We start from the raw sequence: 15,297 nt of genomic DNA, 5'->3' as shown, positions 1-15,297 counted from the left end.
ATCGGCCGGGGCCGACAACTCCAGCACTAAGCACCGCGGCCGCCACGCATGTCGCCATGACGAACCGGGGCGCCGGTGTTAGACTGCCAACAGAGGGCCTAACGTTACGCATAATAATAAAGTTCAGGAAGCCGTATGAAGTCGCAAACACCTCATCCCGTTATTCCCGTCAACCAGCTGCAACCCGGCATGTACGTGATCGCCATCATCAGCCAGACCGGCGGCATGGAGATTGCCCAGATGGGGCTGGTGACCACCCGCCAGCAGATCAACGATCTGGTCAAGCGTGGCGTACTCACGGTGCGGGTCGATCTCGCCCGCAGCAAGCTGCCCGGCATCGAGCAGGTCATCTCCCCCGACCCGGCCATCTCCCCGGCCAGCACCCAGCGTCCCTCCGGCAGCGGCAACAGCGAGGGGCGCGAGCTGAAGATCCGCCGGCTTTATCAGGAGGCCCGCGAGCTGCAGGGCAAGTTCATCCGCCATCTCAAGGCGGGGGAGCCCATCGACATCACGCCGCTGGCGGCGGTCGCCGAGGAGATGGTGGACACCATGTTCACCCACGGTGACGCCATGCTCTGTCTGGCCCGCATTCGCGCCAAGGATGCCTACTTGATGGAGCACTCGATGAACGTCGCCATCCTGCTGGCGAACTTCGGCCGCTATCTGGACCTGGATCGCAGCGTGCTCAAGGAGCTGACCCTGGGAGGCCTGCTGCACGACGTGGGCAAGATCATGACCCCGGACGAGGTGCTCAACAAACCGGGCAAGCTCACCGACGAGGAGTTCGCCGTCATGCGCCAGCACGTGGTGCACAGCTACGAGATCCTGAGCAACACCCCCGGCATCACCGCCACCATGCTGGAGGTGGCCGCCAACCACCACGAACGGCTCGACGGCACCGGTTACCCGCAGCGGCTCAAAGGCGAGCAGCTCTCGCTCTATACCCGCATGAGCGGCATCGTCGATGTCTATGACGCCGTTACGGCGGATCGGGTCTACAAGCAGGGGATGCAGCCAACCCAGGCCTTTCGCATTCTGCTCAAAGGGATCAACCACCACTTCGATGCCGAACTGGTCACCAAGTTCATCAAGTGCATGGGGGTCTATCCGGTGGGGACGCTGGTGCAGCTCTCCAACCAGCGGCTGGCCATCGTCATGCAGCGCAATCCCCATGAGCCGCTCAAACCGGTGGTGAAGGTGATCTATCACGGGACCCAGCGCCACTACCTCGAGGTGCAGTGGCTGGATCTGGCCAAGAACGGGGTGCAGGAAACCATCGAGAGCACGGTCGATCCCAAGGAGTTCGGCATCAACCTCGCCAACTTCGTCTAGTCGGCATCTCCCTCCCGCAACCGCTCGACGCAGTGCTGGATGAGAAACTCCTCATCCAGCGGCGACAGATCGAAGCGGATGCAGGCCTCTTCGATGGCCCGGATGTCGTGTTGATGGTGCTCGCTGAGCCAGCGCACGGCGCGGCGCAGATCTTCACCATGGGGCAGCAGGGTATGGTCGCTCATGGGGCACCTCCGATCAGCCATCGATAGTGGCCCATCACTGCGGGCCCTCTCTTCTAGCTTAGCCCGCCTGTCGCCCCTTCATCCTGCCTTCAAGCAGCCTCAGGCAAACGCCCGCTGCCAATCCTCGTCAAACTTCGCCAGCGCCGCATCCACCGCCGGCACCCGCAGCAACTGTTCGGCCACGTCGAGCGGTAATGTGATGGACTGGCAACCCGCCAGCAGGCAGTCAAGCGCCTGGCGCGGAGTGCGGAACGATGCCGCCAGCACCTTGCTGTGCGGCGCATGCAGCGCCAGCAGCTGTTGCAGCTCCTGTACGGTGGCGATGCCATCGCCCCCCTGGGCATCCAGCCGGTTGACGTAGGGCGCCACGTATTCCGCCCCCGCCACCGCCGCCAGCCAGCCCTGCAGCGGGGTATAGACCGCCGTGCCCAGGGTCGGTACCCCGTTGGCCGTCAGGGTCTTGATGGCCGCCAGCCCCTCTTCACATACCGGGATCTTGATCACCAGGTCCCGGTCCAGCTCACGCAGGGCAAATGCCTCGCGCACCATCTCGGTCTCGGTTTTGGCCATCACCTGGGCAAACAGCCGCGCCTTGGGACCCAGCACCTCCCGCAGGGCGGGCAGCAACTCGGTCAGCGGCATACCGCCTGCCGCGGTAATGGACGGGTTGGTGGTGACGCCGGCCAGCGGCAGGATCCGTGACCAGCGGCGCACCGCAGCCACATCGGCAGTATCGAGATAAAGCTCCATCTCTGACTCCTTAATGGGATGTTCAATCTGTCGCCATTCTAGCGAGATAACATCCGCACATTGTTTGATCAAAATCAAATCAACTTTCGAACGAAAGAAAATAGAATGCAAAAACAAAAGGAGGCGGTATGATTTTCGACCTGCAACGCTATTCAACTCACGATGGCCCCGGCATTCGCACCCTGGTGTTTCTCAAGGGGTGCTCGCTGGCCTGTCGCTGGTGTCAAAACCCGGAAAGCCGCTCTCCCAAGCCGGACATACTACTCGACCGGCGCCAATGCATCGAGGGATGCCGGCTCTGCAGCGATGCCTGCCCGGCAATCTTGCGTGACAGCCAGGGTGTCCAGCTCACCCGCTCAGCCCTCGGCAATCAGGATGTGGAACGGCTGCGCGGCCTCTGCCCCAGCGAAGCGCTGCAGGTGTGCGGCCGGGAGGAGAGTCTGGACACCCTGATGGCCACCATCCTGCGGGATCGCCCCTTCTTCGAGCGCAGCGGCGGCGGGGTCACCCTCTCCGGCGGCGAGCCCTTCATGCAGCCCGAATTTGCCGCCAGCCTGCTGGCCCGCTGCAAGGCCGAGGGACTGCATACCGCGGTAGAAAGCTGCCTGCACGTGCCTTGGCACCAGATTGAACCTAGCCTCCCCCACCTCGACCTGCTGCTGGCTGATCTCAAGCATGTGGATGAGGAGCGCTTCTTCGACTGGACCCGCGGCAAGGTCGCCCTGCCCCTGGCCAACCTCAAGCGTCTGGCCGAGCGCGGCGTGGCCATGCAGATCCGGGTGCCGCTCATCCCCGGCTTCAATGCCGACCGCGCCTCCATCGAGGCCATTACCCAAGCTGCCGCCACTCTTGGCACAGTGCAGGAGATCCACTTTCTCCCCTACCACACCCTGGGCGCAGGCAAATACGCCCTGCTCGACCAACCCTATCAGGCGCCCCTGCAGCCACTCGATGACCCGGCACTGCTCGCCTTTGCCCATGAGTGTGCCCGTGCGCAGGGGCTGACCCCGCTCACCCGGGGCTAGCAACACCCCATGACATCCGCCACTGACCGACCATTTACCGTCAACTCACCGTCCTATGACCAGAGGATAAGACCATGACCCAGCTCGACCTCACTACCCTGCCCCCGCGGATCCGTGCCCACAAGGAGAGCCTGATCCACATCGTCCAACCGCCGGTCTGCACCGAGCGCGCCCGCCACTACACGCAAGCCTATCAGGCCCATCTGGCCCGGCCGCTGCCGGTGCGCCGCGCCCTGGCGCTGGCCCACCACCTCAAGGAGCGCACCATCTGGATCAAGCACGACGAGCTCATCGTCGGCAACCAGGCGAGTCAGGTGCGGGCGGCGCCGCTCTTTCCCGAATACACGGTGGGCTGGATCGAGAAGGAGATCGACGAGCTGGCCGACCGCCCCGGCGCCGGCTTTGCGGTGAGCGAGGCAGACAAGCTGGCCATTCACGCCCTCACCCCCTTCTGGCGTGGCCAGACGGTGCAGGATCGCTGCTACGGCCTCTTTACCGACGAGCAGAAGGGGCTGCTGGAGAGCGGCATCATCAAGGCCGAGGGCAACATGACCTCGGGGGATGCCCACCTCGCGGTCAATTACGAGCAACTGCTTGCCCTCGGCCTCGACGGCCTCAAGGCCAAGGTGGCCGAGCGGCGCGGCCGGCTCGATCTGGCGGACTGGGCCGATCTGCAGCGCGAGCAGTTCCTGCAGGCCGTCGCCATCACCTTCGATGCCGTCAGCCAGCACATCGAGCGTTACGCCGCACTGGCCCGCGAACTGGCGCAGCAGGAGCCGCGCCCAGAGCGCCGCTGCGAGCTTGAGACCATAGCCCTCAACTGCGCTCACATCGCCCACCGGCCCCCCGAGACCTTCTGGCAGGCGCTGCAGCTCTGCTACTTCATTCAGCTCATCCTGCAGATCGAGTCCAACGGCCACTCGGTGTCGTTTGGCCGGATGGACCAATACCTCTATCCCTGGTATCGCCGCGAAGTAGAGCTGTCGGAATCCCTGCCGCGCACACGCGCCATCGAGCTGCTGCAAGGGTGCTGGCTCAAGTTGCTGGAGGTAAACAAGATCCGCTCCGGCACCCACTCCAAGGCCTCCGCCGGCAGCCCGCTCTATCAAAACGTCACCATCGGCGGCCAGAACTGGCGGGATGGCAAGGCCCATGACGCGGTCAACGGCCTCTCCTACGCGATTCTGGAGTCCTGCGGCCAGCTGCGCTCGACCCAGCCCAACCTCTCGGTGCGCTACCACGCACGAATGAGCGAGGATTTCCTCGACGCCTGCATCCAGGTGATCCGCTGCGGCTTCGGCATGCCCGCCTTCAACAACGACGAGGTGGTGATCCCCGAGTTCATCAAGCTCGGGGTGAGCGAGGAGGATGCCCACCACTACGCCGCCATCGGCTGCATCGAAACCGCGGTGCCCGGCAAGTGGGGCTATCGCTGCACCGGCATGAGCTTCATCAACTTCGCCCGCATCCTGCTGGCGGCGCTGGATGGCGGCCGTGACGCCACCACCGGCAAGGTCTTCCTGCCCCAGCCCCAGTCACTGCGGCAAGGCTCGTTCGGCCACTTCGACGAGGTGATGGCCCGCTGGGATGAGCAGGTGCGCTACTTCACCCGCAAATCCATCGAGATCGACTGCGTGGTCGACAGCGTGCTGGAGGCCCAGGCCCACGACATCCTCTGCAGCGCCCTGGTGGATGACTGCATCGAACGCGGCAAGACCATCAAGCAGGGGGGCGCCGTCTATGACTGGGTCTCCGGCCTGCAGGTGGGGATCGCCAACCTGGGCAACAGCCTGGCGGCGCTGAAGAAACTGGTGTTCGAGCAGGGCGTGGTGGATCAGCGCGAGCTGGCCGAAGCGCTCGAGCAGGATTTTGCCGGGCTCGAGGGCGAACAGCTGCGCCAGCGCCTCACCCACGCGGCCCCCAAATACGGCAACGATCTGGACGAGGTCGACCTGCTGCTGGTGCAGGCCTACCAGAGCTACATCGACGAGCTCAAGGGGCTGCACAACACCCGCTTCGGCCGTGGCCCCATCGGCGGCACCTACTATGCGGGCACCTCCTCCATCTCGGCCAACGTGCCGTTTGGGGCGGCCACCATGGCCACCCCGGATGGCCGCCACGCCCGCACCCCGCTGGCGGAAGGGGCCAGCCCAGCGTCAGGCTCGGATCGCCTCGGCCCCACGGCTGTGTTCAACTCGCTCGGCAAGCTGCCCACGGCGGCCATCCTCGGCGGCGTGCTGCTCAACCAGAAGCTGAGCCCGGCCAGCCTTGAAAACGAGCGGGACAAGACCAAGCTGATGAGCCTGCTGCGCACCTTCTTCGAGGTGCACAAGGGGTGGCACGTGCAGTACAACATCGTCTCGCGGGAAACCCTGCTGGCCGCCAAGGCCCATCCCGACCAGTATCGGGATCTGGTGGTGCGGGTGGCGGGCTATTCGGCCTTCTTCACCGCCTTATCCCCCGATGCGCAAGATGATATCATCGCCCGCACCGAGCACAGTCTCTGACGGGCCCCACCAGGGGCAGCTGTGCCCCTTTATGACCGGCAAGCCACCCGCGCGGTGGCTTGCCGCTATCCACTGCCAGCCAGCGAGGCCCCATGAACCCACGCCACCAACTGATCCTCACCCTGGTCCATCAGGCCCGCAAGATGAGCGTGAGCGAGCTCTCCCAACGTACCGGGGTATCGGAGGTGACGGTGCGCAACGACCTGACCGCGCTCGAAAAACAGGGGCTGCTCAAGCGGGTGCACGGCTCGGCCATGGCGCTGGAGAGCGACGATCCCGACGCCCGGATGAACATCAATTACCTGCTCAAGGAGCGCCTCGCCGAGCGAGCCGCCCAGCTGGTAGAGGATGGCGAGACGGTCTTTATCGAAGGAGGCAGCGCCAACGCCCTGCTGGCCCGTCATCTGGCCCTGCACAAGCGGGTCACCATCATCACCATCAGCAGCTACATCGCCCACCTGCTGCGCGACACCCAGGCTCAGGTAGTGCTGCTCGGCGGCCTGTTCCAGCATCAGAGCGAGAGCGTGGTGGGGCCACTGACCCGGCTGTGCATCGAGCAGGTACACTTCTCAAAGGCCTTCATCGGGGTAGACGGTTTTCATCCCGAGATGGGCTTCACCGGCCGCGACATGATGCGGGCCGACGTGGTCAACAGCGTGCTGGCCAAGGGGGTGACTAATGTGGTCATCACCGACAGCAGCAAGTTCGGCGCCATCCACCCGAGCCCGCTCGGCACGCCAGGCCAGATCGGCGTGCTGGTCACCGACGACGCCCTGCCCGCCCCCATGCGGGCCACCCTGGCCGCACGCGGCATCACAGTGCACTGCGTCGCCGCCTGAATCGCACCTTGCCCCCCGTTGCCAGGTTGCTCCCCCGCCTGGCGGCTTGACGGCGCCCACCGAGGCTGGGGTATGCTCGTCCTCTTTTGGCCTCTCCTGCCAGAGGCCACAGACCGAAGGACGCTGCATGCACACCAAGGACAAATTTCTGGCTGCTCTGGTCATCCTCTGCTGGGGGCTCAACTTCGTCGCCATCAAGTGGGGGCTGGAGGGGATTCCCCCGCTGCTGCTGGGGGCGCTGCGCTTCGTCGGGGTGGTCTTTCCCGCCATCTTGCTGGTCCCCAGACCCGCCATGCCGTGGCGCTGGCTGCTGGCCTATGGCGGAGCCATCAGTCTGGGGCAGTTCTCCTTTCTGTTTTGCGCCATGAAGTTTGGCATGCCGGCGGGCATGGCCTCGCTGGTGCTGCAATCCCAGGTGGTGTTCACCCTGCTGTTCGCCATGATCTGGCTGGGTGAGCGCTGGCAACCCCACCACTGGGTGGCCCTGCCGCTGGCGGGGGCCGGCCTCTATCTCATCGCCACCCATGGCGAAGGCAATCTCACTCTGCTCGGCTTCGTGCTGACCCTCTGCGCGGCCGCCTGCTGGGGGCTTGGCAACGTCATCAATCGCCAGATCGGGCTGCGCTACCAGACCACGCTGCCGAGCCTTATCGCCTGGGGTGGACTGGTGCCCATCCTCCCCTTCTTCGCGCTCTCCTGGTTGTTCGAGGGGCCCGAGCTGATGGCCAGCAGCCTGCTCAACATCAGCTGGCAGGGGTTCCTGTGCGTGCTCTATCTCTCCTTTGTCGCCACCTGGCTCGGCTACGGCCTGTGGGGACGGCTGCTGATGCGCTACCCGGTGGCGCAGGTGGCCCCTCTCTCCCTGCTGGTGCCCTGCGTCGGCATGGTGGCAGCGGCCCTGCTGCTGGATGAGCACCCCACCCCCTTGCAGTGGCTGGGCTCGGCCCTGGTGCTGCTGGGATTCGTGGTGCATCTGCTGGGCGGCCGGCTGCGCTGGTTCAAGCCGCAGGCTGCAGCCTGATCCTTATTTGCCCGCCGCCATTGACCAGGGCGGGGAAACTTTCCATGATGAGCCAGCCCCCATCGGGGCTGGAGCCACCCACCAGTGGCCTGCAGGACGCAGCCATCAGGAGAGCAAGGACATGCCATCGACCTTCACCGCCAGCCCCCGCATCATCCCGCGCCTTCTGCGCACCAGCGCCATTGCCCTGACCCTCTGCCTGAGCCACTACGGCTGGAGCGCCACCCTGCCAGCCGATCTGACCTGGGAGAGCAACAACGCGGATCCGGCTTTCGCGGATCCGGCCGCCAAGCGGGGCGGTACCTTTCGCGGCTTCATGACCAGTTTTCCGCTGACCCTGCGGGTCTACGGCCCGGACTCCAACGGCGGCTTCGCCGGCTATATGCGGGAGACCAACCTGCCGCTCTTGAGCACCCATCCCGTCACCGGCAATCCCATGCCGATGCTGGCCAACGAATGGGCCTTCGGAGCTGACCACAAGACCCTCTATCTGCGCATCAATCCCAAGGCACGCTGGTCGGACGGTCAACCGGTCACCGCCGATGACTGGCTGTTCACCCTCAAGCTGCTGCGCAGCAAAGAGATCAACGACCCCTGGTACAACAACTACTACAGCACCCAGATAAGCGAAGTGACCAAGTTTGATGACCACACCCTGGCCATCTCCAGCGGCAGTGCCAAGAGTCGCCAGGATCTGCTGGAATCCCTGCCCTTCAGCCCGGCCCCCAGCCACGCCATCAAGATCACCGCCGACTGGGTCAAGGCGTACAACTGGAAGCTGCTGCCGGTGACCGGCCCCTATCAGCTTGGCGAGGTGAAGAAGGGCAAGTCGGTCACCTTCGAGCGGGTCAAGGATTGGTGGGGCAATGACGAGCGCTACTTCCAGCACCGCTTCAACCCGGATCGGATCGAGCTCAAGGTGCTCAGGGATCAGAACATCGCCTGGCAGCACTTCCTGCGCGGCGAGCTCGATACCTTCCCGCTGGTGATGCCCAACTGGTGGCACGACAAGAGCAAAACGCCGGAGTTCGCCAAGGGCTATATCGAACGCCTCTGGTTCTACAACCAGACACCCCAGCCCCCAACGGGGCTCTATCTCAACACCGCCGATCCGCTGCTGCGCAATCTCGATGTGCGGCTCGGCATCCAGCACGCCCTCAATCTCGACAAGATGCTCACCACCCTGCTACGGGGAGATTACCAGCGCCTCAACAGCTATGGCTCCGGCCAGGGGGAATTCACCAATACGGAGCTCAAGGCCCGCCCGTTTGATCCCGAGCTGGCGCGCCACTACTTCGCCAAGGCCGGCTTCACCAAGCCCGGTCCCGACGGTACCCTGCAAAACAGCCAGGGCCAGCCGCTGACTCTGACCATCACCTACACCACGGCGGAGCACGCCCAGCGCCTCACCCTGCTGCGCGAAGAGGCCAAGAAGGCGGGGCTCAACCTCGAGCTCAACCTGATGGATGCCTCGGCCGGCTTCAAGTCGATGCTGGAGAAAAAGCACCAGAGCGCCTGGATGGCCTGGTCAGGCAGCCGTTATCCCGCCTATTGGGAGTTCTTCCACAAGATCAACGCCAACAAGCCGCAGACCAACAACATCATGAACATCGATGATGACGCCATCACGGCCCTGGTGGAGCAGTACGACAAGGAGTTCGACTTCGCCAAAAAAACGGCGCTGTCGCGCCAGATCCAGCAGAGGCTCTATGAGCTGGCCAGCTTCGTGCCCGCCTACCAGGTGCCCTACACCCGGGAAGGGGCCTGGCGCTGGATAAAACTGCCCAAGCTGCCGGCGACGCCCAAGAGCGAGGTGCTCTACTGGCCGCTGGACGGCAGCAACAGCGGCTACAGCTACGGTGGCCTGTTCTGGATTGATGAAGAGGCCAAGACGCAGACCCAGGCCGCCATCGAGGCGGATCAGACCTTTCCGGCCGTCACCCGGATTGATACCACCTATCAGCAGAAATAGGGGCCTGCGCAGCCTGCCTCTTTGCCAAGGTTGGCCTAGGCCACCAACAAAAAGACCCCGCACAGTGGCGGGGTCTTTTTTGCTACCGGGGTTGCCAGCTGGAAGCAGCAGCGATTAACCGCGCTTGGCCTGCTTCTGGGCGATAGCGTCGGCCACGTCGGCCGGCTCCAGCACGATACCTTCCTGATCCGGGGTCGGGAACACGGCAACGCACAACTCATCCTGCTCCATGCCGTCGATCCAGCGCTCCAGCCACACCTTGAGGGTGATGGACTGCGGCTTGCAGTCGGCCCACTCCCCTTCGGCCCACGCCTTGGCGTATTCCGGATGCGGCCATACCGGGATGCAGTCTTCATCGTCGGTGGTCAGCATCATGACGCCGTGCTCGTCGGTCAGAACGAACAGCTCTTCGTGCTCGACCAGCTTGCTGATGAAGTGATCAAAGCGGTAGTCCGCGTTCAGTTGCAGCGCTGCATTGCGCTCGGTGTCGCTCAGTTCATAGCTCATCGGTCAAGTCTCTTGTGCAATAAAGGGCGCCATGTTCACATCTTGCCGGCGCCTTGTCCAGTATGAGAGATCGGTCACCGATTTTTCGCGATCTCATCCCAGCTCGGGGGTCACCAGGGTGATCTCCGCCATCTCGCTGAAACGCTGGCGCAGCCAGTAGGCGGACTCCACCTCGACGAAGCAGAGCGGCTCCCGTCCGGCCAGGGCAGCGGCCATGATCTGCTCGAAACGGGCCTGTTGTTGCGCTTGCCAGGCGGCGGCCAGCTTGCCGCCATGGGCCTCATCCACCACCTCGCGGCGCAACTCGAACAGGTTGTCGGTGATCGGGCTGTTGATCTTGGCCGGGCTGTGCCAGTACATCAGCAAATTGTCCATCATTTCGCTGTCGTAATTGGCCAGCGCATCCAGCTCGGGCGTCGCCCCCTCTTCACCGGTGGCAAAATCACACCAGGCCGCCGTCAGCGGGGCCAGGGTCCGGGCGGCGGCCCCCTTGCCATGCTGACGCAGGGCAGCGACATCCGCTCCCTTGCAGGCTGGCAGCCAGACATCGCCCTGATGCTGCTCGAGCAGGGGCAACAACAGGGAGGCGGGATAGACGGGGAAACGCGTCCCCAGAGTGTGCAGCAGTGATACCAGTGTGATCTTGACCATGGAATACGCCTTGAACCGGAGGCCGATACACAGCGTTCGGCCAGAAAGACAAAGGAGGCACCTATCCTATCATGTTTGGCATGGCAGGGGCGGACTCAACTACGCCTCCTGCAAGCACTGGCAGGACGGCCAAAAAAGCAGCGTTTGAGCACGCATGGAAAGGAGAAAGCCCAATAGTTTGAGCCAGCGCCCACTAAAGTGGATCCGGGAATGCTAGTTTGCATACATCTTTAGCGTAAGGAGTGCATTCATGATCGGGATCGACCAGGTTTCTAACGAGTTTGTAAACGATTTGAAAATACTGGCATGTTTTGATCCGGCCAACATGAGCCTGGGGATCAAGTTGCGCAGCGACATGTCCGACGAACTCTGCCAGGCAGCATCACGCCTGCATCAGCAGGGGCTCATCAGCGCGGAAGATGGTGGCTATCTGACGCCATTCGGCATGACCATGGTCGAGCACCTGCAGCACCTGCTGGTCGCACTCAAACCGCTTTGATTGCTTTGGGAGCCCACAGCGAAAAGTTGAGCAGCTCCCAGCGTTTCCCCTGACGCAGCAAACAGGCAAACAGCAAAGGACCTTCGGGTCCTTTTACTTTGCCATCGACCATCCACTCCCCCACCCGTTTTGGCAATGGTTGAGCCTTGATCTCGTCGGGCAGGGAGCCGCCGTCCACGCGCACCTCGACAAACTGCTGGCATACGGCTTTTGCCTCGGCCTCGACAGCATCCCGCCCCTGTACATCGGCAGAAGTGATCAGCGTGGCGGCAAGCAGAAGAGATGGCAGCATGGTGGAGGCAACGAGAGAGTAGGAAGTAGCACCATTCACTCCCCACAGATGGGAGTGAAGCGTCCATAAACAAAAAGCCGCGGAACCAGAGGCACCACGGCTTTCTTAAATTCTGTAAGAATTACAGAGCAGTTACGTTCTCAGCCTGCGGGCCTTTCTGACCTTGAGTCACAGAGAACTGTACGCGCTGACCTTCAGCCAGGGTACGGAAGCCGTTACCGCTGATAGCGCTGAAGTGAACGAAAACGTCCGGGCCGTTTTCTTGCTGGATGAAGCCAAAACCTTTGGTTTCGTTGAAAAACTTAACGGTACCGGTGATCATGTTAGACATATCTTTAAACCTGTATTCAAAATAATTACTTATGCTTTTCAGCGGATAAAGCTCAAAAAACGGGATTAACTTATGAACAACAGGAAAAGATGTAAAACATCATATTCATTGACATAACTATCGCCCTTTCAAGCTGGTTTAGATTATACGTGGCTTTGGGGATTACGCAAACAATTTGTGCCCTGCCACGGCAGGGCACAAATGTCACAATGAGGGGGCTTCCAGCGCCTGTACCAGGGCCTTGAGGAAGCGTGCCGCCTCACCGCCGGTGCAGGCTCTGTGGTCGAATGTCATCGACAACGGCAGTGCTCTGACCGGGCGTGCCTCCCCGTGGATGAACACGACTTTCTCAAACAATTTGCCCGCCCCTATGATGGCCACCTGAGGCGGCGTCACGATCGGGCTGGCATAGCGCCCCGCGATGGCGCCGAAGTTGGTGAGGGTGATGGTCGCCCCCTGCAACATCTCGCGCGGCACCGCGCGCGCCTTCACGTCGGCAATCATTCGATCCAGTCCCTGCCGTAGATCGGCCCCTTCCCGTTCGGCCACGTTTTCCATTACCGGCACGTAGAGCCCATGTTTGGAATCCACCGCAATGGCCACGTTGACCTCTCTGAACAGCCGTCTTGACAGGGTGTCACCGTCAAACCAGGCATTCATGGAGGGTTCCGCCCGACAAGCCACACCGATGGCCTTGATAAGGCGCACCGTGACGTCTTCATCGGGGCGCCAGTGACGCAAGTCCACCTCATCGGTGATGCTGACCGGCACTACCGTTTTGTGGGACAGCTCCATCGCCTTGGCCATGGCCCGGCGCGAGCCCTTGAGGAACTCGTTGCCACTGCTCTGCTGGGCCTCGAATGCTTGCTGCACATCCTGTTCGGTCACCATGCCGGCACTGCCGCTCCCCTTGAGCCGCTCGATATCCAGCCCCAGTTTCTGGGCCAGCAGGCGTACAGCCGGCATGGCCTGCACCAAGGCACCGCCGGGAGCGATGGCCCCTACTACGAAGTGATCCTCGATGTGCTGCTGATGGGCATTGACCTTGCCCACAACGGTGCCGTCATCCTCACCGCCTTCAAACTCCACCAGCGGAGCGCCGATGTGAAGGATGTCCCCCTCGGCACCACACAACCTGGCGATGACCCCCGCCACTGGCGAAGGTACATCCACCAGCGCCTTGGCCGTCTCTACTGACAACAACACCTGATCGACGCTCACGGTGTCGCCGGCGCTGACCTTCCATTCGACGATCTCGGCTTCGGCCAAGCCTTCACCCAGATCCGGTAATTTGAAAAATTTCATAGCCACTGGTTCTCCATCAGCTGATGAGCCGCATCGGCAATGTCCTGCTCGGTGATGAGGTAATACTCTTCGTTGCGGTAATAGGGGACGGCGGCGTCCACCCCGGTGAGCCGTCTGGGCGGTGCCTTGAGGGAAGTCAGCGCCTCCTCGGTGACCCGCGCCACGATCTCGGCGCCGACCCCGAAACTGCCGCACGCCTCGTGTACCACCAGCAGGCGACCGGTCTTGCGTACCGATGCCAGGATGCTCTCCATGTCCAGCGGCTTGATGGTGGCGAGATCCAGCACTTCGCACTGAATGTCCTGCTCCGCCAGCAGGGTCGCGGCCCGCATCACCTCCTGGATGCAGGCTCCCCAGGCGACGACCGTGAGGTCGCGGCCGGGACGCAGGGTAAAGCAGACATCCAGCGGCAACCCGATGCCGTCATCCACCACGTCGGATTTCATCGAGCGATAGATGCGGTCTGGCTCGAAGAACATCACGGGATCCGGGTCGCGAATGGCCGACAACAGCAGACCATAGGCCCGTTTCGGGCTGGAGGGTATCACCACCCGCAGCCCGGGAATGTGGGCGAACAGGGCTTCCACGCTCTCGCTGTGGTGTTCGGGGGAGTGAATGCCGGCGCCGTAGGGGGAGCGGTAAACGATGGGGCAGGTGATGCGGCCCCGGGTGCGGTTGCGCATCCGCGCCGCCTGGCAGATGATCTGCTCCATACCCGGGAAGATGAAGCCCTGAAACTGGAATTCAGCCACCGGCTTGAGCCCCTGGGTGGCCATCCCGACCGCTACCCCGGCGATCAGCCCCTCGGCCAGCGGGGTATCGATCACCCGCTTGAAGCCGAACTTGTCGCGCAGGCCCACGGTGGCGCGAAACACCCCGCCGTTGACCCCCACATCCTCGCCGAGTACCACCACGTCCGGGTCCCGCTCCATCTCGTGATGCAACGCCAGATTGACGGCCTCGAGCAACGTCATATCACTCATGCTTCCTCCCCGCTGTGCTGCTGCATGCCCTTGGCGATGATGCGCTGGCGCTGCGTGCGGTAATCCTTCGGCAACTCGGCAAACTGATAGTCAAGCAGGGTTTCCGGGGCCTGCGCCGCCGTGTTTTCATACACGGCCACGGCGCGCTCGACCTCGCGGGCCGCCTCGGCCAGCAATGCCTGCTCCTGCTGCTCGTCCCACCAGCCCTGTGCAAACATGAACTGGCGCAGCCGCTTGACTGGCTCCTTGGCCCAGGCGGCTTCCACCTCGGCCGCTTCCCGATAACGGGTCGCATCGTCGGCCGTGGTGTGATCCCCCAGCCGATAGCTGACCGCCTCGATCAGGGTCGGTCCCTTGCCGCTGCGGGCGCGCTCGACGGCGCTGCGGGTGGCCTCATAGACGGCGACCACGTCGTTGCCGTCCACCTGAATGCTGCGCACACCGGCCCCTATCCCTTTCTGGGCCAGGGTGGGAGCGCTCGACTGCAGCTTGCGTGGCACCGAGATGGCCCACTGGTTGTTGTTGATGATCATCACCATGGGCAGGTGCCAGACACCGGCACAGTTGAGCCCCTCCAGGAAGTCGCCCTTGGAGGTGCCGCCATCGCCGATGGTCACCACGGCGACCCTGGGCTGATTGCGCAGTTTGAAGGCCGCGGCGATGCCGGCGGCATGGGTGATCTGGGTGGCGATGGGCACGCAGATGGGCAGGTCCTCGGAGAGTTCGCCATCCGCCTTGTAAAAGACGCTGCCACGCTCGTCTCCGCCCCAGTACTGCAGGTTTTTCTCCATGGGCACGCCCCGAACATAGAGGGTGGGCATGTCCCGGTAGTAGGGCACATAGACATCCTGCGGCTGCATGGCGAGCCCGACCCCTATCCCGACCGCCTCGGCGCCCAGGTGGGAGGGAAACGTACCAAGCTTGCCGGTTCGCTGCAGCGCGATCGCTTTCTTGTCATAGCTGCGCACCATCACCATGTTGCAGTAGAAGGTGTGCAGTATCGCCTTGTCCAGCCAGGTCGGTAGTGTGGCGACCGGGCGCCCTTCCTCATCGAGGTAACGAAGGAAAGGGATGTCGACATGGGTCATAACTGGCTCC

At 63.0% G+C, this 15,297-nt stretch carries 16 protein-coding genes; 7 read left to right on the top strand and 9 right to left on the bottom strand.

Annotated elements, in window-relative coordinates:
* Positions 1-135: 135 nt before the first annotated feature.
* Positions 136-1,332 (top strand): HD-GYP domain-containing protein, encoded by a 1,197-nt coding sequence (locus tag C2U40_RS06450; RefSeq protein ID WP_024944823.1) that lies wholly within the window; start codon positions 136-138, stop codon positions 1,330-1,332.
* On the opposite strand, the gene C2U40_RS06445 is transcribed toward C2U40_RS06450, so the two are convergent.
* The gene (locus tag C2U40_RS06445) at positions 1,329-1,517 is read right to left on the bottom strand and encodes a hypothetical protein (protein ID WP_024944822.1); all 189 of its coding nucleotides are present in this window, start codon (positions 1,515-1,517) and stop codon (positions 1,329-1,331) included. The two genes, C2U40_RS06450 and C2U40_RS06445, sit on opposite strands and share 4 nt — an antisense overlap.
* A gap of 99 nt (positions 1,518-1,616) precedes the next feature.
* On the bottom strand, positions 1,617-2,267 hold the full coding sequence (gene fsa / locus C2U40_RS06440; RefSeq protein WP_024944821.1) for a fructose-6-phosphate aldolase: 651 nt from the start codon (positions 2,265-2,267) through the stop codon (positions 1,617-1,619).
* A gap of 128 nt (positions 2,268-2,395) precedes the next feature.
* Between fsa and C2U40_RS06435 the strand changes: the two genes are divergently transcribed.
* The 5 genes from C2U40_RS06435 (at position 2,396) to C2U40_RS06415 (ending at position 9,631) form a co-directional block, all read left to right on the top strand.
* Positions 2,396-3,292 carry a glycyl-radical enzyme activating protein gene (locus tag C2U40_RS06435; protein WP_024944820.1) on the top strand — a complete coding sequence of 299 codons (897 nt, stop codon included), beginning with the start codon at positions 2,396-2,398 and terminating at the stop codon, positions 3,290-3,292.
* Between the two features lie 74 nt (positions 3,293-3,366).
* Complete coding sequence (locus C2U40_RS06430) at positions 3,367-5,799, top strand: formate C-acetyltransferase/glycerol dehydratase family glycyl radical enzyme (protein WP_024944819.1); 2,433 nt, start codon at positions 3,367-3,369, stop codon at positions 5,797-5,799.
* Positions 5,800-5,891: 92 nt separating this feature from the next.
* Positions 5,892-6,638 carry a DeoR/GlpR family DNA-binding transcription regulator gene (locus C2U40_RS06425; RefSeq protein WP_011706659.1) on the top strand — a complete coding sequence of 249 codons (747 nt, stop codon included), beginning with the start codon at positions 5,892-5,894 and terminating at the stop codon, positions 6,636-6,638.
* Between the two features lie 127 nt (positions 6,639-6,765).
* The gene (locus C2U40_RS06420) at positions 6,766-7,659 is read left to right on the top strand and encodes an EamA family transporter (RefSeq protein ID WP_024944818.1); all 894 of its coding nucleotides are present in this window, start codon (positions 6,766-6,768) and stop codon (positions 7,657-7,659) included.
* A gap of 121 nt (positions 7,660-7,780) precedes the next feature.
* Complete coding sequence (locus tag C2U40_RS06415; RefSeq protein ID WP_077095372.1) at positions 7,781-9,631, top strand: extracellular solute-binding protein; 1,851 nt, start codon at positions 7,781-7,783, stop codon at positions 9,629-9,631.
* Positions 9,632-9,745: 114 nt separating this feature from the next.
* On the opposite strand, the gene C2U40_RS06410 is transcribed toward C2U40_RS06415, so the two are convergent.
* Positions 9,746-10,138 carry a DUF2750 domain-containing protein gene (locus C2U40_RS06410; RefSeq protein ID WP_005302792.1) on the bottom strand — a complete coding sequence of 131 codons (393 nt, stop codon included), beginning with the start codon at positions 10,136-10,138 and terminating at the stop codon, positions 9,746-9,748.
* Between the two features lie 93 nt (positions 10,139-10,231).
* On the bottom strand, positions 10,232-10,789 hold the full coding sequence (locus C2U40_RS06405; RefSeq protein WP_024944816.1) for a hypothetical protein: 558 nt from the start codon (positions 10,787-10,789) through the stop codon (positions 10,232-10,234).
* A gap of 250 nt (positions 10,790-11,039) precedes the next feature.
* Here C2U40_RS06405 and C2U40_RS06400 point away from each other — a divergent pair, with 250 nt between their 5' ends.
* Positions 11,040-11,288 (top strand): TIGR02647 family protein, encoded by a 249-nt coding sequence (locus tag C2U40_RS06400; protein WP_011706664.1) that lies wholly within the window; start codon positions 11,040-11,042, stop codon positions 11,286-11,288.
* Here the strand turns inward: C2U40_RS06400 and C2U40_RS06395 are convergent.
* The 5 genes from C2U40_RS06395 to pdhA form a co-directional block, all read right to left on the bottom strand.
* Positions 11,275-11,580: a hypothetical protein gene (locus C2U40_RS06395; protein WP_024944815.1), complete on the bottom strand. Its 306-nt coding sequence runs from the start codon at positions 11,578-11,580 to the stop codon at positions 11,275-11,277. The genes C2U40_RS06400 and C2U40_RS06395 overlap by 14 nt on opposite strands.
* A gap of 121 nt (positions 11,581-11,701) precedes the next feature.
* Positions 11,702-11,911: a cold-shock protein gene (locus C2U40_RS06390; RefSeq protein ID WP_005331438.1), complete on the bottom strand. Its 210-nt coding sequence runs from the start codon at positions 11,909-11,911 to the stop codon at positions 11,702-11,704.
* A gap of 204 nt (positions 11,912-12,115) precedes the next feature.
* On the bottom strand, positions 12,116-13,216 hold the full coding sequence (locus tag C2U40_RS06385) for a dihydrolipoamide acetyltransferase family protein (RefSeq protein WP_024944814.1): 1,101 nt from the start codon (positions 13,214-13,216) through the stop codon (positions 12,116-12,118).
* The gene (locus C2U40_RS06380) at positions 13,213-14,199 is read right to left on the bottom strand and encodes an alpha-ketoacid dehydrogenase subunit beta (RefSeq protein WP_024944813.1); all 987 of its coding nucleotides are present in this window, start codon (positions 14,197-14,199) and stop codon (positions 13,213-13,215) included. Before C2U40_RS06380 ends, C2U40_RS06385 begins: the two co-directional genes overlap by 4 nt.
* Positions 14,196-15,287 (bottom strand): pyruvate dehydrogenase (acetyl-transferring) E1 component subunit alpha, encoded by a 1,092-nt coding sequence (gene pdhA / locus C2U40_RS06375; RefSeq protein ID WP_024944812.1) that lies wholly within the window; start codon positions 15,285-15,287, stop codon positions 14,196-14,198. Before pdhA ends, C2U40_RS06380 begins: the two co-directional genes overlap by 4 nt.
* Between the last annotated feature and the right edge of the window lie 10 nt (positions 15,288-15,297).

It is taken from the genome of Aeromonas sp. ASNIH4, from assembly GCF_002934425.1.
GTDB lineage: Bacteria > Pseudomonadota > Gammaproteobacteria > Enterobacterales > Aeromonadaceae > Aeromonas > Aeromonas hydrophila.
Note: the sequence above shows the minus strand (reverse complement) of the source record. Positions and strands in the feature narration are given on the sequence as shown.